This window comes from Citrobacter sp. CK199 (assembly GCF_030333285.1).
GTDB lineage: Bacteria > Pseudomonadota > Gammaproteobacteria > Enterobacterales > Enterobacteriaceae > Citrobacter_B > Citrobacter_B koseri.
This window is the reverse complement of sequence record NZ_JAOWGF010000025.1, coordinates 350,040-374,952: the sequence shown is the minus strand read 5'-3', so window position 1 is coordinate 374,952 and position 24,913 is coordinate 350,040. Positions and strand designations below refer to the sequence as shown.

25 protein-coding genes and 2 tRNA genes are annotated in these 24,913 nt (G+C 53.1%); 14 read left to right on the top strand and 13 right to left on the bottom strand.

All coding sequences use genetic code 11. The features are described 5' to 3' along the window. The first annotated feature begins 58 nt into the window (after positions 1-58). A complete protein-coding gene (sodB, locus tag OGX75_RS10745) occupies positions 59-640 on the top strand; it encodes a superoxide dismutase [Fe] (protein WP_286451578.1) in 582 nt (193 codons plus the stop codon). Between the two features lie 46 nt (positions 641-686). Here sodB and OGX75_RS10740 read toward each other — a convergent pair whose 3' ends face one another. Then, positions 687-1,853: an MFS transporter gene (locus tag OGX75_RS10740; protein ID WP_286451579.1), complete on the bottom strand. Its 1,167-nt coding sequence runs from the start codon at positions 1,851-1,853 to the stop codon at positions 687-689. A gap of 174 nt (positions 1,854-2,027) precedes the next feature. Beyond that, on the bottom strand, positions 2,028-2,117 hold the full coding sequence (gene cydH, locus OGX75_RS10735; RefSeq protein ID WP_096753851.1) for a cytochrome bd-I accessory subunit CydH: 90 nt from the start codon (positions 2,115-2,117) through the stop codon (positions 2,028-2,030). Positions 2,118-2,414: 297 nt separating this feature from the next. Between cydH and purR the strand changes: the two genes are divergently transcribed. Continuing rightward, on the top strand, positions 2,415-3,440 hold the full coding sequence (gene purR / locus OGX75_RS10730; RefSeq protein WP_012132544.1) for an HTH-type transcriptional repressor PurR: 1,026 nt from the start codon (positions 2,415-2,417) through the stop codon (positions 3,438-3,440). On the opposite strand, the gene punR is transcribed toward purR, so the two are convergent. Beyond that, complete coding sequence (punR, locus tag OGX75_RS10725) at positions 3,437-4,369, bottom strand: DNA-binding transcriptional activator PunR (protein WP_012132545.1); 933 nt, start codon at positions 4,367-4,369, stop codon at positions 3,437-3,439. The genes purR and punR overlap by 4 nt on opposite strands. Before the next feature lie 112 nt (positions 4,370-4,481). Between punR and punC the strand changes: the two genes are divergently transcribed. Both punC and cfa read left to right on the top strand, forming a co-directional pair. Continuing rightward, positions 4,482-5,687, top strand: coding sequence for a purine nucleoside transporter PunC (gene punC / locus OGX75_RS10720; protein WP_024130373.1), 1,206 nt, complete (start codon positions 4,482-4,484; stop codon positions 5,685-5,687). A gap of 290 nt (positions 5,688-5,977) precedes the next feature. Next, complete coding sequence (gene cfa, locus OGX75_RS10715; protein ID WP_115181684.1) at positions 5,978-7,126, top strand: cyclopropane fatty acyl phospholipid synthase; 1,149 nt, start codon at positions 5,978-5,980, stop codon at positions 7,124-7,126. 39 nt (positions 7,127-7,165) lie between these two features. On the opposite strand, the gene OGX75_RS10710 is transcribed toward cfa, so the two are convergent. Beyond that, positions 7,166-7,807 carry a riboflavin synthase gene (locus tag OGX75_RS10710; RefSeq protein ID WP_012132549.1) on the bottom strand — a complete coding sequence of 214 codons (642 nt, stop codon included), beginning with the start codon at positions 7,805-7,807 and terminating at the stop codon, positions 7,166-7,168. A gap of 217 nt (positions 7,808-8,024) precedes the next feature. Here OGX75_RS10710 and mdtK point away from each other — a divergent pair, with 217 nt between their 5' ends. The 4 genes from mdtK to OGX75_RS10690 all read left to right on the top strand — a co-directional run bounded on the left by mdtK (position 8,025) and on the right by OGX75_RS10690 (position 12,306). Next, positions 8,025-9,398: a multidrug efflux MATE transporter MdtK gene (mdtK, locus tag OGX75_RS10705; RefSeq protein WP_058669058.1), complete on the top strand. Its 1,374-nt coding sequence runs from the start codon at positions 8,025-8,027 to the stop codon at positions 9,396-9,398. A gap of 151 nt (positions 9,399-9,549) precedes the next feature. Continuing rightward, positions 9,550-9,626 (top strand) — tRNA-Val (locus OGX75_RS10700). Positions 9,627-9,630: 4 nt separating this feature from the next. After that, positions 9,631-9,707: transfer RNA gene (locus tag OGX75_RS10695), tRNA-Val, on the top strand. Between the two features lie 298 nt (positions 9,708-10,005). Beyond that, complete coding sequence (locus tag OGX75_RS10690; protein WP_012132552.1) at positions 10,006-12,306, top strand: TonB-dependent siderophore receptor; 2,301 nt, start codon at positions 10,006-10,008, stop codon at positions 12,304-12,306. 72 nt (positions 12,307-12,378) lie between these two features. On the opposite strand, the gene OGX75_RS10685 is transcribed toward OGX75_RS10690, so the two are convergent. Then, positions 12,379-13,317 (bottom strand): alpha/beta hydrolase, encoded by a 939-nt coding sequence (locus OGX75_RS10685; RefSeq protein WP_286451580.1) that lies wholly within the window; start codon positions 13,315-13,317, stop codon positions 12,379-12,381. 242 nt (positions 13,318-13,559) lie between these two features. On the opposite strand from OGX75_RS10685, the gene OGX75_RS10680 reads away from it, so the two are divergent. Next, positions 13,560-14,462 carry an endonuclease/exonuclease/phosphatase family protein gene (locus OGX75_RS10680; RefSeq protein ID WP_110494299.1) on the top strand — a complete coding sequence of 301 codons (903 nt, stop codon included), beginning with the start codon at positions 13,560-13,562 and terminating at the stop codon, positions 14,460-14,462. Between the two features lie 135 nt (positions 14,463-14,597). Further along, positions 14,598-14,738, top strand: coding sequence for a hypothetical protein (locus tag OGX75_RS10675; RefSeq protein WP_012132556.1), 141 nt, complete (start codon positions 14,598-14,600; stop codon positions 14,736-14,738). 97 nt (positions 14,739-14,835) lie between these two features. On the opposite strand, the gene OGX75_RS10670 is transcribed toward OGX75_RS10675, so the two are convergent. Further along, positions 14,836-15,015, bottom strand: coding sequence for a hypothetical protein (locus OGX75_RS10670; RefSeq protein ID WP_024130375.1), 180 nt, complete (start codon positions 15,013-15,015; stop codon positions 14,836-14,838). Between the two features lie 304 nt (positions 15,016-15,319). Here OGX75_RS10670 and OGX75_RS10665 point away from each other — a divergent pair, with 304 nt between their 5' ends. From OGX75_RS10665 to OGX75_RS10650, 4 genes are read left to right on the top strand one after another with little or no spacing between them, the layout of a single operon-like run. Then, complete coding sequence (locus OGX75_RS10665; RefSeq protein WP_286451581.1) at positions 15,320-16,153, top strand: ABC transporter substrate-binding protein; 834 nt, start codon at positions 15,320-15,322, stop codon at positions 16,151-16,153. A 1-nt stretch (position 16,154) separates the two neighbouring features. Further along, entirely contained in the window at positions 16,155-16,973 is an 819-nt protein-coding gene (locus tag OGX75_RS10660) for an amino acid ABC transporter ATP-binding protein (protein ID WP_012132561.1), read from the top strand. Next, positions 16,973-17,752, top strand: coding sequence for an amino acid ABC transporter permease (locus OGX75_RS10655; RefSeq protein WP_200053618.1), 780 nt, complete (start codon positions 16,973-16,975; stop codon positions 17,750-17,752). Before OGX75_RS10660 ends, OGX75_RS10655 begins: the two co-directional genes overlap by 1 nt. After that, on the top strand, positions 17,742-18,419 hold the full coding sequence (locus tag OGX75_RS10650; protein WP_012132563.1) for an amino acid ABC transporter permease: 678 nt from the start codon (positions 17,742-17,744) through the stop codon (positions 18,417-18,419). The genes OGX75_RS10655 and OGX75_RS10650 overlap by 11 nt, the downstream gene beginning before the upstream one ends. A 5-nt stretch (positions 18,420-18,424) precedes the next feature. Here OGX75_RS10650 and ydhT read toward each other — a convergent pair whose 3' ends face one another. From ydhT to fumD, 7 genes are all read right to left on the bottom strand, one after another. Further along, complete coding sequence (ydhT, locus tag OGX75_RS10645) at positions 18,425-19,189, bottom strand: protein YdhT (protein WP_407056893.1); 765 nt, start codon at positions 19,187-19,189, stop codon at positions 18,425-18,427. Positions 19,190-19,240: 51 nt separating this feature from the next. Continuing rightward, the gene (gene phsC / locus OGX75_RS10640; protein ID WP_153258460.1) at positions 19,241-20,026 is read right to left on the bottom strand and encodes a thiosulfate reductase cytochrome B subunit; all 786 of its coding nucleotides are present in this window, start codon (positions 20,024-20,026) and stop codon (positions 19,241-19,243) included. Next, a complete protein-coding gene (locus OGX75_RS10635) occupies positions 20,023-20,691 on the bottom strand; it encodes a 4Fe-4S dicluster domain-containing protein (protein ID WP_200092597.1) in 669 nt (222 codons plus the stop codon). Before OGX75_RS10635 ends, phsC begins: the two co-directional genes overlap by 4 nt. Before the next feature lie 63 nt (positions 20,692-20,754). Continuing rightward, positions 20,755-21,399, bottom strand: coding sequence for a YdhW family putative oxidoreductase system protein (locus OGX75_RS10630; RefSeq protein WP_058669052.1), 645 nt, complete (start codon positions 21,397-21,399; stop codon positions 20,755-20,757). Between the two features lie 10 nt (positions 21,400-21,409). Next, positions 21,410-23,512, bottom strand: a complete 2,103-nt coding sequence (locus OGX75_RS10625; protein ID WP_047457312.1) for an aldehyde ferredoxin oxidoreductase — start codon at positions 23,510-23,512, stop codon at positions 21,410-21,412. Positions 23,513-23,532: 20 nt separating this feature from the next. Beyond that, positions 23,533-24,159 carry a ferredoxin-like protein gene (locus tag OGX75_RS10620; protein ID WP_012132569.1) on the bottom strand — a complete coding sequence of 209 codons (627 nt, stop codon included), beginning with the start codon at positions 24,157-24,159 and terminating at the stop codon, positions 23,533-23,535. 407 nt (positions 24,160-24,566) lie between these two features. Further along, on the bottom strand, positions 24,567-24,776 hold the full coding sequence (gene fumD / locus OGX75_RS10615; RefSeq protein ID WP_012132570.1) for a fumarate hydratase FumD: 210 nt from the start codon (positions 24,774-24,776) through the stop codon (positions 24,567-24,569). Between the last annotated feature and the right edge of the window lie 137 nt (positions 24,777-24,913).

Below are 24,913 nucleotides of genomic sequence, written 5' to 3'. Positions count from 1 at the left end.
ATCCTTACGTACAATAAGGTTATTGTGCGCACCTAATATAAATATAAGGAGAGAAGCAATGTCGTTTGAATTACCTGCATTACCGTATGCCAAAGATGCTCTTGCACCGCACATTTCTGCTGAGACGCTGGAATATCATTACGGCAAACATCATCAGACCTATGTGACCAACCTTAACAACCTGATCAAAGGCACGCCGTTTGAGGGGAAATCACTGGAAGAGATCGTTCGCAGCGCTGAAGGCGGCGTCTTCAATAACGCGGCACAGGTCTGGAACCACACCTTCTACTGGAACTGCCTGGCGCCTGATGCTGGCGGCAAACCAACGGGTAAACTGGCTGACGCCATTGTCGCGTCCTTCGGCAGCTTTGCCGATTTCAAAGCGCAGTTCACCGACGCCGCAATTAAGAACTTCGGTTCCGGCTGGACCTGGCTGGTGAAAGGGACGGATGGGAAACTGGCTATCGTCTCTACGTCGAATGCCGGTACGCCGCTGACCACCGACGCCACGCCGTTGATGACCGTTGATGTGTGGGAACATGCCTACTATATCGACTACCGCAATGCCCGTCCTGGCTACCTGGAACACTTCTGGGCGCTGGTAAACTGGGACTTTGTGGCGAAAAACTTCGCAGCATAAAGAGAATAACGCAGAAGGGAGCCCCTTCTGCGTTTTAATGCTGCGCTTAGTTCGCCACGCAAACGTCTTCAGGCTGTCTGCGCGCAGAGACAAAGACCAGCAACAGCGCAAGCCCTGCCACAATCGCCCCCATCACCGGTACGAAACTGTAGCCCAAACCACCGGAAATCACTGCGCCCCCCGCCGCTGCGCCAAGCGCATTACCGAAATTAAAGGCACCGATATTGACCGATGAAGAGAGACCTGGCGCTTCACTGGCAACCCGCATGACGCGCATTTGTAAAGGCGGAACCACCGCGAATGTCGCCGCCCCCCATACCACCATGCTGATAGCGGCGCCCACTTCGTTGCGCGCCAGGAACGGGATCGCCAGCATAATCACCATCAGCAGCAGCAAAAATCCTTTCAGGGTGCCGTTAACCGAACGATCCGCCAGTTTTCCCCCCAGGTAGTTACCGATAGAAAAGCCAACGCCAATCAGTACCAGCATACCGGTAACGAAAGCAGGCGTTGCATGCGTAATGCTGTGCAGCACCGGGGCGATATAGGTATAGAGCGTAAACATCGCGCCTGCGCCCAGAACGGTGGTCAGTAATGCCGATAACACCTGTGGTCGCAACAGCACCGCCAGCTCTTTGCGCACCTCAGGGCGCTCTCCCGCCCCGCCTTTCGGCAACGAGAAAAAGAGGCTAATCATTGAAATTACGCCCAGCCCCGCCGTCGCCATGAAGGACATACGCCAGCCAATGGTTTCCCCCAGCCAGGTCGCCGCAGGAACACCACCAATATTGGCGATCGTCAGCCCCATAAACATGGTGGCGACCGCACTGGCCTGTTTATGTTTGGGTACGACGCTGGCCGCCACCACCGACCCCAGACCGAAGAAAGCGCCGTGATTCAGGCTGGTCAGAATCCGCGACAGCATCAACGTAGTGTAATCCGGCGAGATGGCCGACAGCACATTTCCGAGGGTAAAAATCGCCATCAAAAAAATAAGCGCATTACGACGTGCGCGATGGGAAAGCAGCAGCGTCATCAACGGCGCGCCGACCATCACACCAACGGCATACGCGCTGATTAGCATTCCGGCCGCAGGAATCGAGACATCCACGCCGCGAGCGATAACGGGCAACAAGCCCATGGGAGAGAACTCGGTGGTTCCAATACCAAATGCGCCAATTGCCAGCGCCAGTAAGGGATAATTTATTTTCATACATCGACTCCGCAGCTTCGTGCCGTCACGGGGCACGCAAAAGAGTCAAAAGCATGACATCAATCACAAAACTAATAAAGTAAGCAAAATAGCAAAAGACTTTTACGATTTGGTTAAAAATGAGGAAGAAGAGAGAGGAAAGACAGAGGGAGAATGCTCTCCCTCAGAGGTAAATCAGTTCAGTGCGGCAGTCAGACCGCCTGCGACAATCAGGCCCAGCACAATAATGGTGGTCACTAACGAAAATTTCAGATCGGTGCTCATCAAGTTTTCTCCTTTTTATTCCCACACAAAAAGTGATATTGCGCATTTTTACACACTTGAATGCAAAAATCTCCCATGATTTATATTGATAAGCGCTTTTAACTCTTCCCCTTTTCGTCAAGATCAGACAAAATTCCACGCTTACTTGATTAGCGTACCGGCCATTGCCCCCTTCCTGATGTTCCGTGTCGTTTTCCCGGCGTGCCGCAACCCTGACGTTGCGATCAAGGTGTGTAAAGGCAAACGTTTACTTACAGTATTTTCAGGAGTTCAGGATATGGTCTGGAGTGAGATGTAATGGCAACAATTAAAGATGTGGCGAAGCGAGCAAACGTTTCCACTACAACCGTATCACACGTAATTAACAAAACGCGCTTCGTTGCGGAAGAGACGCGCAACGCGGTATGGGCAGCCATTAAAGAGTTGCACTACTCTCCCAGCGCGGTTGCCCGCAGCCTGAAGGTTAACCACACCAAATCGATTGGTTTGCTGGCGACCAGCAGCGAAGCCGCCTATTTTGCTGAAATTATCGAAGCCGTTGAAAAGAACTGCTTCCAGAAAGGATATACGCTGATTCTGGGCAACGCCTGGAACAACCTGGAAAAGCAGCGCGCGTACCTCTCCATGATGGCGCAAAAGCGCGTGGATGGCCTGCTGGTCATGTGTTCCGAATACCCTGAGTCCCTGCTCTCTATGCTTGAAGAGTATCGCCATATCCCGATGGTGGTGATGGACTGGGGCGAAGCCAAAGCGGACTTTACCGATACGGTCATTGATAACGCCTTTGCAGGCGGCTATATGGCCGGTCGTTATCTGGTTGAACGCGGGCACCGTGAAATTGGCGTGATCCCCGGCCCAATGGAACGCAACACCGGCGCAGGTCGTCTGGCTGGCTTTATGAAAGCGATGGAAGAAGCGCTGATAAACGTACCGGAAAACTGGATCGTTCAGGGTGATTTCGAGCCGGAATCAGGCTACCGCGCGATGCAGCAAATGATCTCCCAGTCTCACCGCCCGACGGCCGTATTCTGCGGTGGCGACATTATGGCGATGGGCGCGTTGTGCGCCGCTGACGAGATGGGGCTGCGCGTACCGCAGGATATCTCGGTCATCGGCTACGACAACGTGCGCAACGCGCGTTACTTTACGCCTGCGCTGACGACGATTCACCAGCCGAAAGATTCTCTGGGTGAAACGGCCTTCAATATGCTGCTTGACCGTATCGTCAATAAACGCGAAGAGTCGCAGTCCATTGAGGTGCATCCGCGTCTGATTGAGCGTCGCTCTGTCGCCGATGGCCCGTTCCGCGACTATCGCCGTTAATCCCCTTCTGCGGGAGCCTCTTCCGGCTCCCGTAACCACTCTTTATTCAGCGTTTCGCTGTCGCCCAGATAGTCCAGTAGCCAGGCCAGCGCGGGTGACGTGTCGTTCTGCTGCCACGTCAGACAGCACGCCGCATCAGGAAACGGATTCTCAAGCTGTAGCGCCACCCATTTCCCGCTGTCGATCCACGGCTTAGCAAAGTGGGTCGGCACCATTCCCACACACAGTCCCGCGGAAAGGCAGGTCGCTGAAGATTCCCAGTCCGGCACCACCACGCGTTTTTGATTATCCAGCAGCCAGGTGATGCGCTTCGGAAGCGTACGCGAGGTATCCTCCCGGACCAGCGACGGCCAGTTGCGCAACGTGTCGTCACTGAGCGGGCCAGCCATTGACGCCAGCGGATGATGGCGGGCGACCACGCAGCTCCAGCTCAGCATCCCCATATCGCGAAAGGTGTAGCGTCCTCCAACCGGAATGGCCTGCGTCGCGCCGATAGCCAGCTCCACGCGCCCGTCCGACAGCGCATCCCAGACGCCGTTAAATACTTCCTGAAATACCAGCAATTCCACATCATCAAAATGACGATAGAAATCAACAATCATCTGCCGGGTGCGCTCCGGCTTAACAATATTGTCGACCGCAATCGCCAGTTGCCCCCGCCAACCGTTGGCTATCTGCTGGCACTGCTGCCGGGTGATCTGCATTTTTTTGATAACAGAGCGCCCTTCCTTTAAAAACCATGCCCCGGCGGGGGTCAGTTCAACGTCCCGATGGCGTCGTTCGAAAAGCGGCACCGCCAGCCACTCTTCCAGTTGACGGACGGTGTAGCTCACCGCAGAAGGCACGCGGTGCAACTCCTGCGCCGCAGAACTAAAGCTGCCATTACGGGCAACGGCATCAACCACTTCGAGTGAATATTCTGACCACATATTCTGCCTGCAAAAATTTTGAATCCAGTAGCCAAATATTAACGTTTCACAAGCAGAATTTCACTCCCTACACTCAGCGGCAATGTCTTACTTCTGGAAAAGAGAAACAATTATGCAACCCGGAAAAGGTTTTTTAGTCTGGCTGGCGGGTCTCAGCGTGCTGGGCTTTCTGGCAACAGATATGTATCTGCCTGCGTTCGCGGCAATTCAGGCCGACCTGCAAACACCGGCGGCGGCTGTCAGCGCCAGCCTCAGTCTGTTCCTGGCCGGTTTCGCCGTCGCGCAACTGCTGTGGGGGCCGCTGTCAGACCGTTACGGGCGTAAACCCATTTTGCTGCTGGGTCTCTCCATCTTTGCGCTGGGCAGTCTGGGGATGATGTGGGTCGAAAGCGCTACCGGACTACTGGTACTGCGTTTTATTCAGGCGGTGGGAGTTTGTGCCGCTACGGTGATCTGGCAGGCGCTGGTGACGGATTATTATCCAACGCAAAAAATTAATCGCATCTTCGCCACCATTATGCCGCTGGTCGGTTTATCGCCCGCCCTTGCGCCTTTACTCGGCAGTTGGATACTGACGCATTTTTCCTGGCAGGCCATTTTTGCCACGCTGTTCATCATTACGCTGATATTGATGCTGCCCGCCTTACGCTTAAAGCCAACAACAAAAGCACATGACCACAGCCAGGAAAAACTGACCTTCGCCAGCCTGCTGCGTTCACAAACTTATCGCGGCAACGTCCTGATTTACGCCGCCTGCTCCGCCAGCTTTTTTGCCTGGCTGACGGGTTCCCCGTTTATCCTCAGCGAAATGGGCTATAGCCCGGCGGTGATTGGTCTGAGCTATGTACCGCAGACCATCGCATTCCTGGTGGGCGGTTACGGTTGCCGCGCGGCGCTGCAAAAATGGCAGGGTCAACAGCTGTTGCCCTGGTTACTGGTTCTCTATGCGCTGAGCGTGGTCGCCACCTGGGGCGCCAGCTTCATCAGCCATGTTTCGCTGACAGAGATCCTGATTCCATTCTGTGTGATGGCTATCGCGAACGGCGCGATCTACCCTATCGTGGTCGCCCAGGCGCTGCGCCCCTTCCCGCAAGCGACCGGACGCGCAGCAGCCTTACAGAACACGCTGCAACTGGGTCTGTGTTTCCTGGCAAGCCTGGTCGTTTCGTGGCTAATCAGCACGCCGCTGCTTACCACCACCAGCGTAATGCTGTCGACGGTGGCTCTGGCGGCGCTGGGATACTGGCTGCAACTTCAGGCGCAGGAACCGGCCGCGCGCGCAGCAAACACCGAAGTTGCGCACAGCGAATCTCACTAAGAATGTTCAACAACAGGTAATTAGCTCGCTAACAATTTTCGGTTGTATCATCGAATTTTGAGGCCTATACTAAATTTCGGTTGTTAATATTACGATAATTATTATGCGTTAACGGGAACCGGAGTGTTCCCGTTTCACCACGGATGGCCTTTTCGGTAAGGGTTCCTCCCTTCCTCTGTTCTACGTCGGATAATAGACTCGCGGAATTATTCCGTGAGATTTCTCACAAAGCCCAAAAAGCGTCTACGCTGTTTTAAGGTTCTGATCACCGACCAAGTGATGGAGAAGCTATGAGTTCATCGTGTATAGAAGAAGTCAGCGTACCAGATGATGACTGGTATCGTATCACCAACGAATTGCTGGGCCGTGCGGGTATCGCCATCAATGGCACTGCCCCGGCGGATATTCGTGTTAAAAACCCCGATTTTTTCAAACGTGTATTACAGGAAGGATCGCTGGGGTTAGGTGAAAGTTATATGGATGGCTGGTGGGAATGCGACCGACTGGACATGTTTTTTAGTAAAGTCTTACGAGCCGGGCTCGAAAACCAACTCCCCCACCATTTCAAAGATACGCTGCGTATCGCGGGCGCGCGCCTGTTCAACTTACAAAGTAAAAAACGCGCCTGGATAGTCGGGAAAGAACATTACGATCTCGGCAACGATCTTTTCTCCCGCATGCTCGACCCGTATATGCAATATTCCTGCGCTTACTGGAAAGATGCCGACACACTGGAATCCGCCCAGCAAGCGAAGCTGAAGCTCATTTGTGAAAAATTACAGTTGCAGCCGGGTATGCGCGTGCTGGATATCGGATGCGGCTGGGGGGGCTTGTCCCAGTTTATGGCGTCCAGTTATGACGTCAGCGTCGTTGGCGTCACGATTTCCGCCGAGCAGCAAAAGATGGCCCAGGAACGTTGCGCTGGTCTGGACGTTTCTATTCGGCTACAGGATTACCGCGACCTTAACGATCAGTTTGATCGCATTGTGTCCGTTGGTATGTTTGAACACGTCGGGCCGAAGAACTATAAAACCTATTTTGAAGTGGTCGACCGTAATTTGAAACCGGACGGTATTTTCCTGCTCCATACTATCGGTTCCAAAAAGACGGATAATAATGTCGACCCGTGGATCAATAAGTATATTTTCCCGAACGGGTGCCTGCCGTCTGTTCGCCAGATTGCGAATGCCAGCGAATCGCATTTCGTGATGGAAGACTGGCACAACTTTGGCGCAGATTACGACACCACCCTGATGGCCTGGTATTCTCGCTTTATCAACGGCTGGCCGGAAATTGCAGATAATTACACCGAACGGTTTAAACGCATGTTCAGTTATTATCTGAATGCATGCGCCGGGGCGTTTCGCGCCCGTGATATACAGCTATGGCAGGTGGTTTTTTCTCGCGGCGTCGAACACGGCCTGCGTATTCCCCGCTAATCCTGATAACCCCCGCGCTGCGGGGGTTTTTACGTCGGGTTACGCATCGCCTGCATGCAGATTCGCCGCGCTTTCCCGTGCCGCCAGCACGCGCTCGACGGTGTCAACAACCGCCTGGGTTTGCGGATCAATTTCGATATTAACGCGAGCGCCCAGTTTTTTCTTACCCAGCGTGGTGCGTTCCAGCGTCTCCGGGATCAGATGAACGCAAAAACGCGTTGGCGTCACTTCCCCTACCGTCAGACTGATGCCATCGATGCCGATGAATCCCTTATACAGGATATATTTCATCAGTTGCGGGTCCTGAACTTTAAACCAGACCTGACGATTATTCTCAGAGGTCAGAATTTTCGAAATTTCAGCCGTGGTCATAATGTGACCCGACATTAAATGCCCGCCAATCTCATCGCTGAATTTCGCCGCACGCTCCACGTTAACGAGATCGCCGACGCTCAGATCGCCAAGATTGGTAATGCGTAACGTCTCTTTCATCAGGTCAAAGCTGATCTGATTACCGTTTATTTCAGTGACGGTCAGGCAACAGCCGTTGTGCGCCACCGATGCGCCAGTCTCCAGCGCGTCCAGCATGTGTTCAGGTAATTCCACGACATGCGTGCGGAAATTCGGTTTTTCATCAATCGACACCAGTTTCGCGGTGCCCTGCACAATACCTGTAAACATACCTGCAACTCCTGAAATCAGTTAATACATCTCTGCCCAGCACAATAGCAGGTGGAAAATCAGGTTGCCAGCAAAGCGCTAAAAGCACCTGTTTTTTCACTGGAGAATTACGTATTCCTCGCTACAATAGACTGAAATTTCCCCTGCATTTTCTTCTTGCTGCCATTTAAGGCGGCTTTTTTAGTCTCTCAAATAACAACAAATAATAGGTGTATACGTGCAGAAGTATATCAGTGAAGCGCGTCAGTTATTAGCTCTGGCAATACCGGTGATTCTTGCGCAAATCGCCCAAACCGCGATGGGATTCGTCGATACCGTGATGGCTGGCGGGTACAGCGCCACGGATATGGCTGCCGTCGCTATCGGCACATCCATCTGGCTGCCCGCCATTCTGTTTGGTCATGGGCTGTTACTGGCTCTGACCCCGGTTATCGCGCAGCTCAACGGATCTGGCCGCCGCGAGCGCATCGCTCACCAGGTGCGACAAGGCTTCTGGCTGGCGGGCTGTGTGTCCGTTCTCATTATGTTTGTGCTATGGAATGCCGGATACATTATCCGTTCTATGCATAACATTGATCCTGCGCTGGCGGATAAAGCCGTGGGCTATCTTCGCGCGCTCTTGTGGGGCGCGCCGGGATACCTGTTCTTTCAGGTTGCGCGTAACCAGTGCGAAGGTCTGGCAAAAACCAAACCCGGCATGGTCATGGGCTTCCTTGGTCTGCTGGTCAACATTCCGGTGAACTATATATTCATCTACGGTCACTTCGGCATGCCGGAACTCGGCGGCGTGGGCTGTGGCGTTGCCACGGCGGCGGTCTATTGGGTGATGTTTATCGCGATGGCCTCGTATGTGAAACGTGCGCGTTCAATGCGCGATATTCGCAACGAGCGCGGATTCAGCAAGCCGGATACGGCGGTCATGAAACGTCTGGTACAGCTAGGTTTGCCGATCGCCCTGGCGCTGTTTTTTGAAGTCACCCTGTTTGCCGTGGTGGCGCTGTTGGTTTCACCGCTGGGTATTGTGGATGTCGCAGGCCACCAGATTGCCCTGAACTTCAGTTCGCTGATGTTCGTATTGCCGATGTCGCTGGCGGCTGCGGTTACCATCCGCGTGGGCTATCGACTTGGCCAGGGCTCAACGCTGGATGCCCAGACAGCCGCCAGAACCGGGCTGGGCGTCGGAGTTTGCATGGCCGTTATCACCGCAATTTTTACCGTGACGCTGCGTGAGCCTATCGCCCTGCTCTATAACGACAATCCTGAAGTGGTCACGCTCGCCGCGCAACTGATGCTGCTGGCGGCGGTGTATCAAATTTCCGATTCGATCCAGGTTATCGGCAGCGGTATTTTGCGTGGTTATAAAGATACGCGGTCGATTTTCTTTATTACCTTTACAGCTTACTGGGTGCTGGGATTACCGAGCGGTTATATCCTCGCGCTGACCGATCTGGTGGTGGATCGCATGGGGCCGGCCGGGTTCTGGATGGGCTTTATTATCGGCCTGACGTCTGCGGCCATCATGATGATGCTGCGTATGCGATACCTGCAACGCCAGTCATCAGCGATTATTTTGCAGCGCGCTGCGCGATAAATCAGCAATAGCCGCCGGACGGCGGCTATTCTCTCGACATTTTGCGCGTTTCCTCTGCAATCGAGTGAAATCAGGAAGAAAATTACGTTTTCCCTCTTGCCTCATTCCGGCTCTGCCGCTAATATTCGTCCCCGTTGTCATCTGCAACATTGCGTTCATAGCTCAGTTGGTTAGAGCACCACCTTGACATGGTGGGGGTCGTTGGTTCGAGTCCAATTGAACGCACCATCCTGCGTCTGTAGCTCAGTTGGTTAGAGCACCACCTTGACATGGTGGGGGTCGATGGTTCGAGTCCATTCAGACGCACCATTCTTTATCCACACAGCACACTGTTCCCACAGCGCATTGTTCCCACAAATCTTTCCTGAATTCATGGTTTGACCGTTGTACAGACCAACAACCGCAACTGTCCCTTCACGCCTGCTGCCCTGATATTAATTATCTTACTGATTTTATTCTATTTAATAACCTGAAATTGCCGCTAACGGCAGCGCGCTCGCACGACTAAAAATGTAAATGATAATCATTATTGTGTTGCAAATGAGAAATATTGCTAATAAGTTATTTCACGCAATTTCTCTTTTAACAATGGCAAGTGATTAATATCATGATAAAAAAGGCATATAAATTATCGCTTTTGAGTTCGCTTATTGCAGGGAGTCTGGCAATTCCTGCGGTACAGGCTGACGACATCAAAACAGCGGCAAACCAGAAAGCAGAACAAACAAACGCCAGTAACCCACCGGAGAAACAGGCTGCCCGCGACAAAGAAATAAACAGCGGCGAAACCATGGTCGTGACGGCCAAAGAACAGACGCTCCAGGCCCCCGGCGTCTCTATCATTGACAGCGAAGCCATTAAAAAACGGCCAATACAGCGCGACGTCGCTGAGATCATTCGCACCATGCCGGGCGTCAATCTCACCGGGAACTCTAACAGCGGACAACGCGGGAATAACCGCCAGATTGATATCCGCGGCATGGGGCCGGAGAACACTCTGATTCTGATTGACGGTATGCCTGTCTCCAGCCGCAACTCGGTGCGCTATGGCTGGAGCGATGAGCGCGATACCCGTGGCGACACCAACTGGGTGCCGCCAGAAATGATCGAGCGCATTGAGGTCATCCGTGGCCCGGCCGCCGCGATGTACGGCAGTGGCGCAATGGGCGGGGTCGTCAATATCATCACCAAACCGGCGACGGACGAATGGCACGGCAGTTTAAATACCTATTACAACTTTCCACAGCACAAATCCGAAGGCAGCACCAAACGCTATAACGGCAGTTTAAGCGGCGCGCTGGCGGATAATCTGACCCTGCGAGTCTACGGTAACTGGAATAAAACGCAGGCTGATGCCCAGGATATCAACGAAAACCACACGACCCCGCGTATCGGTTCTTATGCCGGTAGCTACCCCGCTGGCCGTGAAGGTTTTATCAATAAAGACATCAATTCAGCTCTGCGCTGGGAATTTATGCCGATGCAGGCGCTGGAACTGGGGGCCGGCTACAGTCGCCACGGCAACCTGTATGCCGGTGATACGCAAAACACCAACAGCAACGCGCTGGTAAAAAAATATTATGGCAAAGAAACAAACGTTCTCTACCGCCAGACGCTCAGCCTGAAATATACCGGCGCCTGGGACAGCGGCGTCACCACCAATAACTATGTGCAGTTTGAAAAAACGCGTAATACCCGCCTCAATGAAGGCCTCTCTGGCGGCATCTCGGGGATTTTCAGCCCGTCAAATGAAGGGTTCTCGACCATTTCGTTGTATGACACCAACCTGCACTCGGAAGTGAATATCCCGCTTGACCTGTGGGTTAGCCAGACGCTGACCTTTGGTGCGGAATTTAACCACCAGGCGATGAAAGATCCGTCGTCGAATACCGAATCCACCACCGGCGGGGGCTCGGTTCCGGGGATTGCCGATACCGGGCGCAGCAAATACAGCTCAGCGGATATTTACGGCATCTTTGCGGAAGATAACCTTGAACTGACGGACAGCACTCGTCTGACTCCTGCCGTTCGCTTCAACCACCAGAGTATTAGCGGCAGTAACTGGAGTCCGTCACTGAACCTCTCCCAGGAACTGGGCGGCGACTTCACGTTGAAACTGGGTATTGCCCGCGCATGGAAAGCACCAAATCTGTATCAGACCAACCCCAATTACCTGTTGTTCAGTAAAGGCCAGGGATGCTACGGCGGCGGCGCCTGCTATCTGCAAGGCAACCGCGACCTGAAAGCAGAAACCAGCGTCAATAAAGAGGTAGGGATTGAATATAATCATGATGAAGTGCAGGCCGGGCTGACCTGGTATCGCAACGACTACCATGACAAGATTGCAGCCGGTGACTCGGTTGCGGGCAAAGCCACCTCCGCAAATATTTATCAATGGGAAAACGTGCCAAAAGCCGTCGTTCAGGGGCTGGAAGGGACGTTCAATTTCCCACTCGCCGATACGCTGAAGATGAAAAATAACTTCACCTATATCATCGAGAACAAGAATAAGAAGAGTGGAGATTACCTGTCGGTTATTCCCAAATACACCATCAACTCAACGCTGGAGTGGCAGGCCGCCAACGATCTGTCGGTGCAGGGTACGCTGACGTGGTATGGCCGCCAGAAACCGAAAAAATACACTTATCAAGGGAACCCCACTTCGGGCAGCGAAACCCGACAGGTATCGCCTTATGCGCTGGTGGGCATGAGTGCGACTTACGCGGTGACGAAATATGTGGATGTGACCGCAGGGATCGATAACCTGTTCGACAAGCGCCACTTCCGTGAAGGGAATGCCCAGACCACCGGTAACGCCACCACAGGCGCGTATCTGTGGGGAGCCGGTGCGAACACCTATAACGAACCTGGCCGCACCTACTACATGCAGGTGGGGCTGCACTTCTGACGACCATCAGACTCGCATCATAGCGTAATGGCTAAGGGCGGCTTCCCGCCGCCCTCTTCACTCACTGCCCGGTTAATCGCAGCGCGCTGCCCCGGGAGTCTCCTCCGCGCTCATATTCAGTAACGCACTCTGAAAAGAGGCGGTGAACATCGGCCCGTGCGTCAACCCCGGGTAATTCCACCAGGCAACCGCAAGCCCATTTTTTTGCAGGGCGGAAACGGCGTCGCGGGTTTTATTCAGGATACCGGAAACCGGAGTCTGCGCGTTTTTCCCCGGTGAAGCGGAACCTTCCATGAAAAATAAACGCTTATGGCAATTTTTCGCGGCATCCATTGTGGTTAACCGGGTTAACAACGAGGAATTGTCTCTTCCCAGCGATGGGCTGGCGCTGTAGTAAAACCGAAAAAATGACGACGACAGCCACGAATCAAGGACGAATAAGCCGCCGTAGGAGTGTCCCCATACGCCGCGTCGTTCAGGATCGATGTTGATCCCTTGTTCCGTTTGCGGCGCGATACGCGTCTCCAGCAGTCGACGGAAGTCCCCACTGCCGCCACCCGGTCGACGGTAGCGCCCCTCCGCCCCGCTTTTCACTTCCAGCGCGGGCGTATAATCATAGGCTCTGCCGTTCAGATCAAAGGGTAAGTGGGTCTGGTAGCCGATGGCGACAATAACGGGGGACGTTTTTTCCGCCAGTTGTTTCAGCAAGTCCTCCGTCAGGCGGTCCATCACCGCGTTGCCATCCAGCATATACAGAACCGGATAACCCGACGCTGGCGGCGTTTTATCAGGAACACCGGTCCAGACCTTGTAGTGCCTTTTTCCATCGGCGGAGTCGAAATTTTCAACCCTGAAATGGTAAAACGCGGAACCCCGATCGGCGATATTCGGCCCCAGCGGCTCCATATCCGGCCTGGCGTACCCTTTCGCGCCATACAGCAAAGTAATGCAAGAGATCGCTAAAAACGGCGCCATGCGACGACGCCCGTTTCGATACTCACGGCCATACATCTCTTCGTTATTCCTTTTTTACAGGTGAGATTCAGATTTTTACAACATTACATACAGTTACCCGAAAGGCCCTGTGGGTCAAGTAAACCGTTACGGCCTTCATTCACATTTAAAATTCTGGTGAATGTACTTTAATCACTTATTTCGCAAAACAATATAAGTTTGTGCAAAGTCTCACAGTAACCCATTTTTATGCGCGTTATAGTGGCGACAACAGCAAATAAACAAGGTCTCTATTCGTTATGAAAAACATCTTTACACTGACATTCCTCGCGCTAAGCTGCCTTTCCACGCACGCTATAGCCAGTGAAAAACTTGCCGGTAATGAAATTCTCGCCGTTCAGAAAGGCGGTGTCCCGGATAAGATTTATGAAAACAACAAGCCTCATTTAAGAATTGCGACCTATAACATCGGCAAAAATGAAGCGTCCGAAAATGTAGCTGATTTCACGTCGCTTAACGCCGCTATCAAAAAAATTGCAGCCGATATCATTGCGGTTCCAGAGGTTGATAATAAAACCGCAAGAAGCCAAAAGATTGATCAATTGAAAACGATCGCTGATGCAAATAACTATCACTATGCCTTTGGTAAGGCGCTGGATTTTGACGGTGGTGAATACGGGCTCGGCATTTTATCGAAATACAAAATTCAGCATACTCAGGTTATCAATTTACCCTCAGGCGATGCAGAACAACGGGTAGCATTACTGGCGCAAATTGAGGTTCCGGGTTTCGATACGCCGGTACTGGTCATGGTTACCCACCTTGACTGGCAAAAAGATCCCACCATGCGAATTGAGCAAGTCCGCCATCTGCTGGATGTCAGTATTGGCGATGCGTCATCCGATTTTAAAGATATCGCCTCTTCAATAAAAATTCTGGCTGGCGATTTCAACTCTACCCGTGACGAACAGCCGTTAAAAGAAATTGGCTATTTCTTTAATCCGGTTGAGAAACAGGGGACGGATTATCGTACATGGCCTGCGGTTAACCCGGCGATTGATATTGACCACATCTTCACTTTCAAGGGGCAAAAATGGGATGTGAAGAAGATAGACATTCCGCATAACTCCCCTGCTTTCACCTGGTCGTCGGCAAGCGATCATCTCCCCTTTATCGCGGATATGGAACTCACCGAGCAGTAACCTATTGGCAGGGATGGCGGGATTTCCGCTTTCCCTGCTGGCAACCGCACCGATCGCCAATAGCGCAAGGTGCATCAATCACAGATTTTGCCCTATACTGGAAAGCTGACAAACACTGAACTAAACAGGTGATTGATGGATATTGATCTCGACAATCTGGTCTTTGACGGGCTGGAGGAAGCGCAAGAACGTAACGCTGAACGTCTGGAAGACGCAGATAAAAAAGCCCAGGCGGTTATTGCGGATGATGACTGCGGCGATGCCTGCAAAATATAACGACAGAACCGGCGTAATGCCGGTTTTTTTTATTCAGGATTAAGCCGCAGAAAGCGCGCAGATTTCGTTCCAGTATGCCTCGCGCGTTTGTCGATGTTCAGCGTTCTGTTTTATCACGGAACCACTCCGGATCAATGTTGGCGATATCCACGCCATACAGGCTGGCGACAGGAAGAACAGACTCAACAATACGCTGAAGATGAGGCTCCGCATCGTACTGTCGGGTCTGTGGACGTGCCTTCACCACAGTATGCCAAAGACGTTTAAACCCATTCATCTTCTCCGCCCCTCTGTCTGTATGCTGGATGCGTTTTATTGCAGCGCATTCGCGTGAAAAAATGAAATACGAAATCCTGCCATCCTTGTGCATTTATTGCATTAGACCAGCCCATCTTAATTCACCGACCATTAACATCTGTTTTACTAATATCTTTTTGTATATAGATAAGAATCTTTTCTTATTTGGTGACGACGGCGAGTTGTGGGAGCGTAAAAAGACAAACCCAATCATGTCGCGAATGCAGCGGCCTTTTTGACCGCGACATGAATTATTTAGCGTCTCTACAGGGATATCAAAGAAGATGATGGCAACGACAATTCACAGCACTAAAAAAACATTACTGGCATTAAGTGCGCTATTCGCATCCGGTATTGCCGCGTTACCCGCCCAGGCCGATCAACTGGCGGATATTAAAGCCGCCGGCGTAGTGAAAGTGGCCACGTTCGATGCGAACCCGCCGTTTGGCTCCGTCGATCCGCAAACGCATAAAATCGTTGGCTACGACGTTGATTTTGCCGAAGCGCTGGCCAAATCGTTGGGAGTCAAACTGGAACTGGTCGCCACCAACCCAGCCAACCGTATCCCGTTACTGCAATCGGGTAAGGCCGATCTGATCGTCGCAGATATTACTATCACCCCAGAGCGCGCCCAGGTTATCGACTTTTCCGTTCCCTATTTTGTCACCGGGCAACAATTCCTGGTTCCGGCGACCTCCCCCGACAAGCTGGATGAGTACAGCCGCGCGCGAATTGGCGCGGTGAAAGGAACAACGGGGGAACAGGCGCTGCACCAGCGTTTCCCGCAATCCCGCGTGCTGGCCTATGATGATATCCCGCTGGCGCTGACCGCGCTGCGTAATGGCAACGTTCAGGCGATCACCCAGGACAGCACCATTCTGGCGGGCCTGTTAAGCGGGGCGCCAGACAAAGCCAACTTTAAAATCCTACCCGACCTGCTGAGCAAAGAGGAAATCGGCGTCGGGGTGAAAAAAGGCGAACCCGCGCTGTTAAAGGTGGTGAACGATGAACTGCTGAAGCTCGAGTCCACCGGACAGGCGGCTAAAATCTATGACGTCTGGTTCGGCCCCGAAACCAAAAATCCACAGCCGCGCGCCTTTAAAATAGAAGCGAAGTAATATGCTCTCAGGTTTGTTTACCCGCTCCGCAGCTTCGGCTGCGGATTTTACGCATTTGCGTCAGGCGCGCGTTGAACTGCGCGATGTGATCAAACAGTACGACGGGCACCGGGTATTAAACGGTGTCAATCTGACGGTGGAACCCGGAGAAGTCGTTACCATCCTTGGGCCATCCGGTTCGGGAAAATCCACGCTTATTCGACTCATCAACCAGCTTGAGTCATTAAGCGGCGGCGATATTTTTATCGATGATAAGCCCATTGGTCAGCTCAAGGGCGCAGCGCTGCGCCAGTTACGCAGCCGCATTGGATTCGTATTCCAGCAATTCAACCTTTACGCCCATCTGACGGCGCAGCAGAACATTACGCTGGCGCTGGAATATGTGCATGGCTGGAATAAAGAGGCCGCCCGGCAGCGGGCCCGCGAGTTGCTGGACCAGGTGGGTCTGGCTGAAAAAGCCGACGCATTTGCCGCCCAGCTCTCTGGTGGACAGCAGCAGCGCGTCGCCATTGCCCGCGCGCTGGCCTCCTCTCCGCAAATTATCCTTTTTGATGAGCCAACATCCGCGCTGGACCCGGAAATGATCGGCGAAGTCTTACAGGTCATGAAGAACCTTGCCCACAGCGGGATCACCATGATCGTCGTTACGCACGAGATGCACTTCGCGCGCGAAATTGCCGACCGTGTCGTGTTTATCGACGGCGGCGATATTCTGGAAGTCGCCTCGCCTGAAGCATTTTTTACCCGTCCGCAGCACCCCAGAACCCAGCGCTTCCTGAAGAAAGTGCTCGATCCGTTACACCAGGAGTCATCGTTATAATGCTTACTCTGGACTGGCAGGGGGTGCTGAGCGAGCAACCTCTGCAATGGGTCATCTCGGGTTTTTTGACCACGCTCTGGGTAACGCTGGCAGGCGTTTTGCTATCGACACTGCTGGCGATTATCCTGCTCGCGCTACGTCTCTCCGGCAACGCATTCGGTCGCCGTCTGGTCGCCGCCTGGGTCTCGCTGTTTCGCAATACGCCTCTGCTTGTGCAGTTGATGTTCTGGTACTTCGCAGCGTGGAATTTTCTGCCCCGTGGCGTGATTGATTTCGTTAATACCGATCATTTTTGGTCGATCCTGCCTGGCGATGTCTGGTGGCTGACGCCAGAATTTCTCTGCTCCGCATGGGGGCTGGGGGTATTCACATCGGCCTTCCTGGTTGAGGAGATCGCCTCGGGGTTGCAGGCGGTATCCGCCGGGCAGCGAGAGGCCGCGGTATCGCAAGGTTTTTCCGCGTGGACGACCCTCCGCCATATTCTGCTCCCCCAGGGGCTGGCAAACGCCTGGCAACCCATCGTGGGGCAATACCTTAACCTGATGAAACTCTCATCGCTTGCCAGCGGTATCGGCTTTGCCGAACTGACCTATCAGGTGCGACAAATTGAAAGCTATAACGCCCATGCTCTGGAAGCCTTTGCCGTCGGCACCGCGCTCTATTTGCTGACTGGCATTGTATTGGGTCTGCTACTGGCGCGGCTAAACCCCGCCCCGGCCAAAAGAGTGAAACCCAAAACGCGTATTTTCAGCCTCAGGAGTCCACACCATGATCGCTAATATTTCGGTCATTACCGACAATCTGGATTACCTGCTGTGGGGACGCGCTGCTGATGGTCAACCCGGCGGCGTGCTTCTCACGTTGTTGATGGCGCTGGGTGCTGGCGTGCTGGCGCTTCCCGGCGGGGTGGTTCTCGCCTGTCTTGCCTGGCGATTTCCGGGCGTTATCCGTAATGGGCTGTTTCTCTGGGCGGAATTTATTCGCGGCATTCCGCTGATCTTCGTGATCTTCTGGATGTGGTATTTGCTGCCAATGCTTACCGGAAGCGATCTTCCCGGCGCCGTTACCGTCACGCTGGCGCTGGCCTGGTTTACTGCGGCATCGGTGATGCACTCCGTTTATGCCGGCATAAACGCGCTTCCTGCCGGGCAGTACGACGCCTCGGTAGTGCAGGGATTTCGCCCGTTTCAGGCATTATGGCTCATTCTGCTTCCCCAGGTGCTACGCAATGTAATGCCGTCATTGACCGGCATTTTTATCGGCCTGCTGAAAGACACGTCGCTGGCGTTTATCGTCAATGTTCCTGAACTGACTACCGTCGCCGGTCAGGTGAATAACCGGGTACAGATTTACCCGGCGGCCATTTTTATCTTTACCGGACTGGTCTATTACCTGCTCTGTTTTGGCCTGGAGAGATTCACCCGTCGACGATTCGCCATCCGATAAACGGCTCAACACTCAACAAACTGATGTTGTTCGTTGAGGCGATATTTTACCCCGGCGCGTATGTTGTTCTCGCCTTCAATGGCGACGGCGAAACGGGTACGTTCACCATCGTGATACGCCAGCGCAGCACAGCCGCCGGGCCCCAGTATCAGGGAGTCAACGTGCCCGGTGCTGGCGATGACCGCATTGTCACCGCTGGTAACGAGATGGACATTCTCTCCGCTGTTGGCAATTCTGGCATTGGCGCCAAAGCTGACAACCTGCGCCAGATCGCCATTACTGGCAATATTGCTCCTGTCACCCAGCGTGCTGATGCGCACCCGCATTCCCGCGCTGGCAATACGACTCCCGTCACCGGCGCAGCTTACGCGGGTTGAGTTCCCTGCCACCGCCACCCGCGCGCGATCGCCGGAACAGCCTATATGTGTGTTGTAGCCTGCGCTGCCAATGCGCGCGCAGTACCCCGCGCTGGCAATCTGCGAAGCGTACCCCACGCTGGCAATTTTGACATTATCGCCCGCACATCCCAGATGGACGTTATCGTCCGCGCAGGCAATGTGTTCGCTATTACCGTGGTGCGACTGCGCATTCACCAGGCTGTCCATCGCGCTGATATCCTGACGCGCAAAGCTCTCCTCATCCAGCCAGCGCGACCAGGCATATTCCACCAGGCTATTTGCCCAGTCGAGATAGCCTTCACTGCTCAGCGCCCGATGCACGTCGGCGTAGCTGCCGCCATTCGGAAAGCGACGGACAAACCAACGATACATGACGGGCCCGACTCGCCAGGTACGTAAATCCTCTCGCGTAATGATCATCCGTTAGTGCCGATGATAGCCATCAACCATGCAGCGGAAGGTCTCACCGGGCGTACGACCTGTCGTGCAAAGGTAAAGATGACCGAAGATAAAAAAGAGGCTAACGATCGCCAGCGCGAAATGCGCCTGCAACAGCCAGTAACGCACGCCGGGGAACAGATCGCCCGCCGCCTGCGGATAAAGCGACAGTAGTCCGGTTATCAGCAACAGCGGCACCAGGCCGTACATCACCCCGAGATAAGCGGCCTGCTGTAACGGGTTGAATTTAGACTGCGCGGTGGCGGGAAACGGATGTTCCTCCCCCTGCATAATGCCGAACAGATAGAAGCGGGTCTGCTTCATCGCCCGGCCAATCCAGCCCTCGCGGCGAATAATATAATGGTGTCCGTTGCCGCCCAGCATGTTGATCAAAACAAAACCCAGCCAACACGCCAGCAGCAGAAAACCACAGATCTCATGCACCGTCAGCAGACTCTTCATCACCGACGCGCCAACCAGCGAGAAATGATTGATCAGCCCACTGCCAAGCAGGAGCACAAACAGTAGCGCATTCGACCAGTGCCACAATCTCACCGCTTTTGAGTACAGGTAAACCTTTTCACCGTGACCGGCCGCGGCTTTGTTGGCGGCGCGAAACCGCAGCATGGCATGCAGCCCCAACACCAGCCACATCGCTACCAGCATCAGTCCGGCGATGACTAACCAGACAGGCCAGTATTCGGGAGAAAACACGGGGACATAGTTCGCCAGTTGGGCATGGAACTGTTCAGCATTCTGCGACGCGTTCATACATTTTCCTTTTTAATCAAATGTTGACCGAACCGGCGATACAGATGCGGTTTTCCGGCGCCTGCGAGTTGGTGTTGATAGAATTTGTTCTCCTTCAGCCAGCTCTGAATTTCCGGGCTGTCTTCACGACCAAAAATCAATGCGTGCTCCGGGCAAGCATTCACGCAAATCGGCGGGAACCCCTTTGCCAGGCGAGATTCGGCGCAAAAGTCGCATTTATCCGCCACTTTGGTTTGTGGATTGAGATAACGCACCTGATACGGACAAGCGCCTATACAGTAGCTACAGCCGATACAGCGCGATTCGTCTACCCGCACAATACCGCGCTCATCACGCCAGGAGGCGCCGGTCGGGCAAACATCGATACAGGGCGCATCTTCACAGTGCTGGCAGGACTGGCGGAAATAGTGATAAACGGTTTCGTTTTCATTATCCGAAACAGGAATATGCGCGATGGATAAACGATTGCCCTGAGCCGGAACATGGTTGGTCTTGCGACACGCCCGGGCGCAGAGATTGCAGCCGTTACACCGGGATTCGTCATGAATCATGGCATAACGCACCGCTTTGCTATTCTTCGTGTTCGCTAACAAATTTTGGCCGGGCCCGCTGAAAAAAATCACCGTCCCCATACCAAGCACAAATTTTCGTCGAGTGAAGGACATCTGGTTATCCTCTAATCCGGTGGCAGCGATCGCCCACGCTTTCCATGACATCACCCTGAACAATCAGGGATTCTGAAACTGCTCAACCTCAAGCCATTCGCATAAGCCATATGCCTTGCCGTAGCTCATAAAACGTTCGCTAAACAGATACGGTACGTCGTTGGACGACGCCACACGGCGAATATCCGCGTAATCCGGGTGCGTGTCGATCGCGGCAAGAGCTGTCTCTATTTGCTGCGGCGCAAAGCGGTATGGCGGTTGTTCCAGCATGGCGACCTTGTAGGGTCGCGGATAGGTCTGGCAATCAAAACGCACCGCCTGTGCGATAGCCCGGCAAATATCGTTCTCCACCACCTGCACACACATGTCGGCATAGTTAGCGGTCATGGTTTGCGTCGAGTAGTAATAATCATCCTGAGCACCCTGTACGCAGGCGATATCCGCCCCTGTCTCGCTCTGAAGCAGCGTCTCCAGCAGCGGCGTTAACGCCTCTTCCTCCACTGAATACGGCGGTTGCAGGAAAAGCGCGCGAGCCACCAGTTGGCCTGAAGCAGAATGCTGGCGGATGAACTCCGCCATGATCTCTGCCGGACTCGCGGGAGGCGCCGGTTCATCCACTCGCCTTTCATGCTGATGTAAGCCTTGCAGCCACTGCCGCTTTTCAATATCCACCTCAGGCGTGGAGTGTTCGCCCTCTGAATGACTCATCTCACCTTCCTTACGCTGGCAGCAGATTCTGCGCGGCCAGATCGGCGGCGACATCCTCAAGACCGAGGCGATGCAACGTTTCTCGCGTCGGGCATCCCAGTTCAGGGTCCCAGCCCATCTCGGTATAAAAGAGCGTCAGGGATTCACGCATATCGTCGCGATCCATTTTGTCAGTCCCTTCAGTGAACACCGGAATGTTGGGGTCCTTGTCAAAAACCCACGAACAGATGAGATCGTGTTCATTGCGCATGTCTTTGGTCTGCATCAGTTTGACGGTATAGGCGCGATGGAGCGTGAAGATACGTTCTGCGGCTAAATCAAGGCTCGCCTGGGTGGTTTCATCCCCGGTCACCGCCTGGAAAAATTTCGCTTCCAGGTCCAGATCCCCACGATAATTTCGGCTCTTTAACGGCGAAACGGTCATCGGCCAGACCCAGTTGCACAGCGTCACGGCGTTATGCAGGCAAACTTTGAGCAGCGTCCATTTGGCATACTTGATTTTCGCCGCGTTGATCGGCGTGTAATTTTTAGTCTCGTCGTAGGCGTCTTCAGAACCAAACAGTTCCGCCGCGACCTCTCGCTGTAGCTTCAGCGGTAAACCAGAACCAATAAAGTTGATGTGGGTGTGGGTCATGCAGTCACGGTTAAACATGCAGTTGGTAATTGCCCCCACCTGCGCCGACGCTTCGTTAGCATGGTGTACCGGATAGCCAAACGGCGACCACAGTTTGTTTTTATCGTACGCCCAGTATTCCTCACCCAGATTCCAGCGCTCGGCAATGGCGTATGAACCATCCGCAAGATGGCTCAACTCTCCTTTGCGATGCGCCAGACGATAGTAGAAATCCTTGATAAAGTTGGGATCGCCCGCTTCCAGTTGATCCCAGCGGATCTCCGCATATTCCTCAGCCGGAAGCACGCGCTTGAACACGCCTTTGCTGTAGCAATACGTGAAGTCACGGTGCAACTGCCCGTAGTTACACCAGATACCGTAGTCGTCAAACAGGTTCAGGCCGATCAGATTACCGATAACGCGGCCATCGTCCTTGTCGTCAAAATCTTTCGGGCCGTGCGGGAAGATCGTGGTATGGACAAAGTTTGCCACGCAGGTATTCCCCCCGGTGCTCGGTACGCCAAAATCCTTTACCCGTGGAATATTGAGCTGCGACATGCAGCGGATCGGACATGAGTGGCAACCGCTCATTTTCACGGTGTATTTTTCAGCCGCCGGACCTAAGTCAAACACGGATTTATAGGTGCGAAAGCCGACCGTATTTTGATTACCCGGCGGGATCTCGCCGGTTTCAACAGGCCCGCCCTCTGCGGCCCCCCAGAACAAGCCTTTACGCGCCGTCCAGCGCGAGGCCGGTGAGGAAAATTCCGCCCATGCCTGCGGGGTGCTCGGCACAACATGATTATTATTGGCGCCAATCAGCTCCGTCATCATGTAGTCATTCAGCCGCTTCATCTCTTTGCGATCGGCAATATTGACCCCTTTGGTGCCCTCAACGGCAATGGCCTTGAGATTTTTCGACCCCATCACCGCGCCGGTTCCCGCCCCGCCGCTGTGGTTACGGCTGTTGAGCATACAGGAGAGCGGCACCAGGTTTTCACCCGCCTGACCAATGGCCGCCACGCAGGTCTCCGGGCTGGTCATACGGCAGATCTCTTCGGTCGTGGCGCGCGTCCCTTTGCCCCACAGAAAATCTGCTTTTTCGAGGCTGACCTTGTCATCTTTAATATTGATCCACACAGGCGAAGCGGATTTACCCTCAATAATAATCGCGTCGTACCCGGCAAATTTCATTTGTGCCGCAAAGAAGCCGCCCATATGCGCGTCGACAACCAAATTACCTTTAGTAAACGTAGAGAGCGAAGTGATATTGACGCGGGAACTACAGGGCGCGCCAGATCCGGTCAGCGGGCCGGTGGCAAATACCAGTTTATTTCCTTCATCGAAAGGTTTCGTGCCAGGCGGGACTTCGTCATACATAATTTTGTAGCCGAACCCCATTCCGCCGACAAATTTTTTATATTTACTGGAATCTTCGAGGGTAATATCGCCTGTTGTAAGATTGACCCGTAATATATTACCTGTCCAACCGTTAGCCATAATGTTTTCCTTTGCAAGATTCAAACAGTAATATCTTTCCACTCGATAACTTTCAGCGCCCCTGTCGGACAGGCGCTGGCGCACTCGCCGCATAAAACACATTTTGACGATTTTTTCGTTTCGCTGTTTACGGTAGCCATCATCCAGGGGCAGGCAGTGGTACAGGCGCTACAGCCAATACACCGCTTATGATCAACCGCGATGCAGCCATCGTCCTGTTTCCAGGTAATTGCACCGATTGGGCAGACCTTCATGCACTGCGGGTCCTTACACTGGCGACAGGTATCTGCGGTGTAGTTTAAATCGCCGTACAGACCGCCGCCGGAGCCGACGCCATTGTCGCCAAAGAAGTAATTACGGTGAATCTTAATGCGGGAGAAGAACGAGCCCACGGCGCCATCGTTGTAATTGGTGCAGGAGATTTCGCAGCGATGGCAGCCTGTGCAGCGGGCGCGTTGGGTCACTAATACCCCTTTGGGCGTGTTTATCAGTCCTACCGTACCGCTATCAACGTCTTCCTGTTTGCAGCCAAAAAGTGACAGCAGCGCGGGAGCGATAGTTAATCCTGCCAGACCCTTTCCTGATATACGCAGAAATTCGAGCCGCGTTAAGCCAAAATCTAATATTGGACGTTCGACCTGGTTCATTTATTTCGCATCCTCTTCGCAAACACAGTGCTGACAACACCCGATGTTTTGCCCTAACCGGATCGCATACGTCATATCATTAAATACAAATAGACTAATCCTAAAGAGTTAGGCACATAAATAATGTGGTTATTCAGTGCTATTAACTTTGATCGTTATCAATTAAAAACCGGAAGTGAAATAATAAAAGCGGAGTGATATTTATTATCATTTAGAGGATATAAAACACGGCAATCTATTAATAATTAATAATGTGACCTCGTTCCCATTATTAATATCAATCGCCTTCGTTATATATTAATATACATATCGATATTAATATAAACGCGATATCTGATTATTTACAAGGTGAAGAGTTTAAATACCGGGAATAAGGGATGACAAAGCGAGCGCCATCCCTGAAAGAATTATCCTGCCAGGGCTTTGATAACCGTTTCCATCGCCTGTTTTTCAAGTTCGCTGCGCTGGAGTCGCTGGTTCGCCATGGCGGTTCGTAACACTCCCGCAATCACGATATGCTTTGGCTCTTGCCCCAGGTCGCGCATCTCCAGAACCACTTTGCCAACCACTCTGCACATCTCACGGTACAGTTCGTCGTCTTTTGTCAGGTTTCCCATTATTGTCTCTCATCGCCAGCACAAACAAACAGCATATATCACTCTAACGATGAAGACAAAACTCAAATAAATCAAACAAATAAACAGAGTGACTATTCAACTTAACCGATATCCGTCACCTCACACTCTGTAACTTG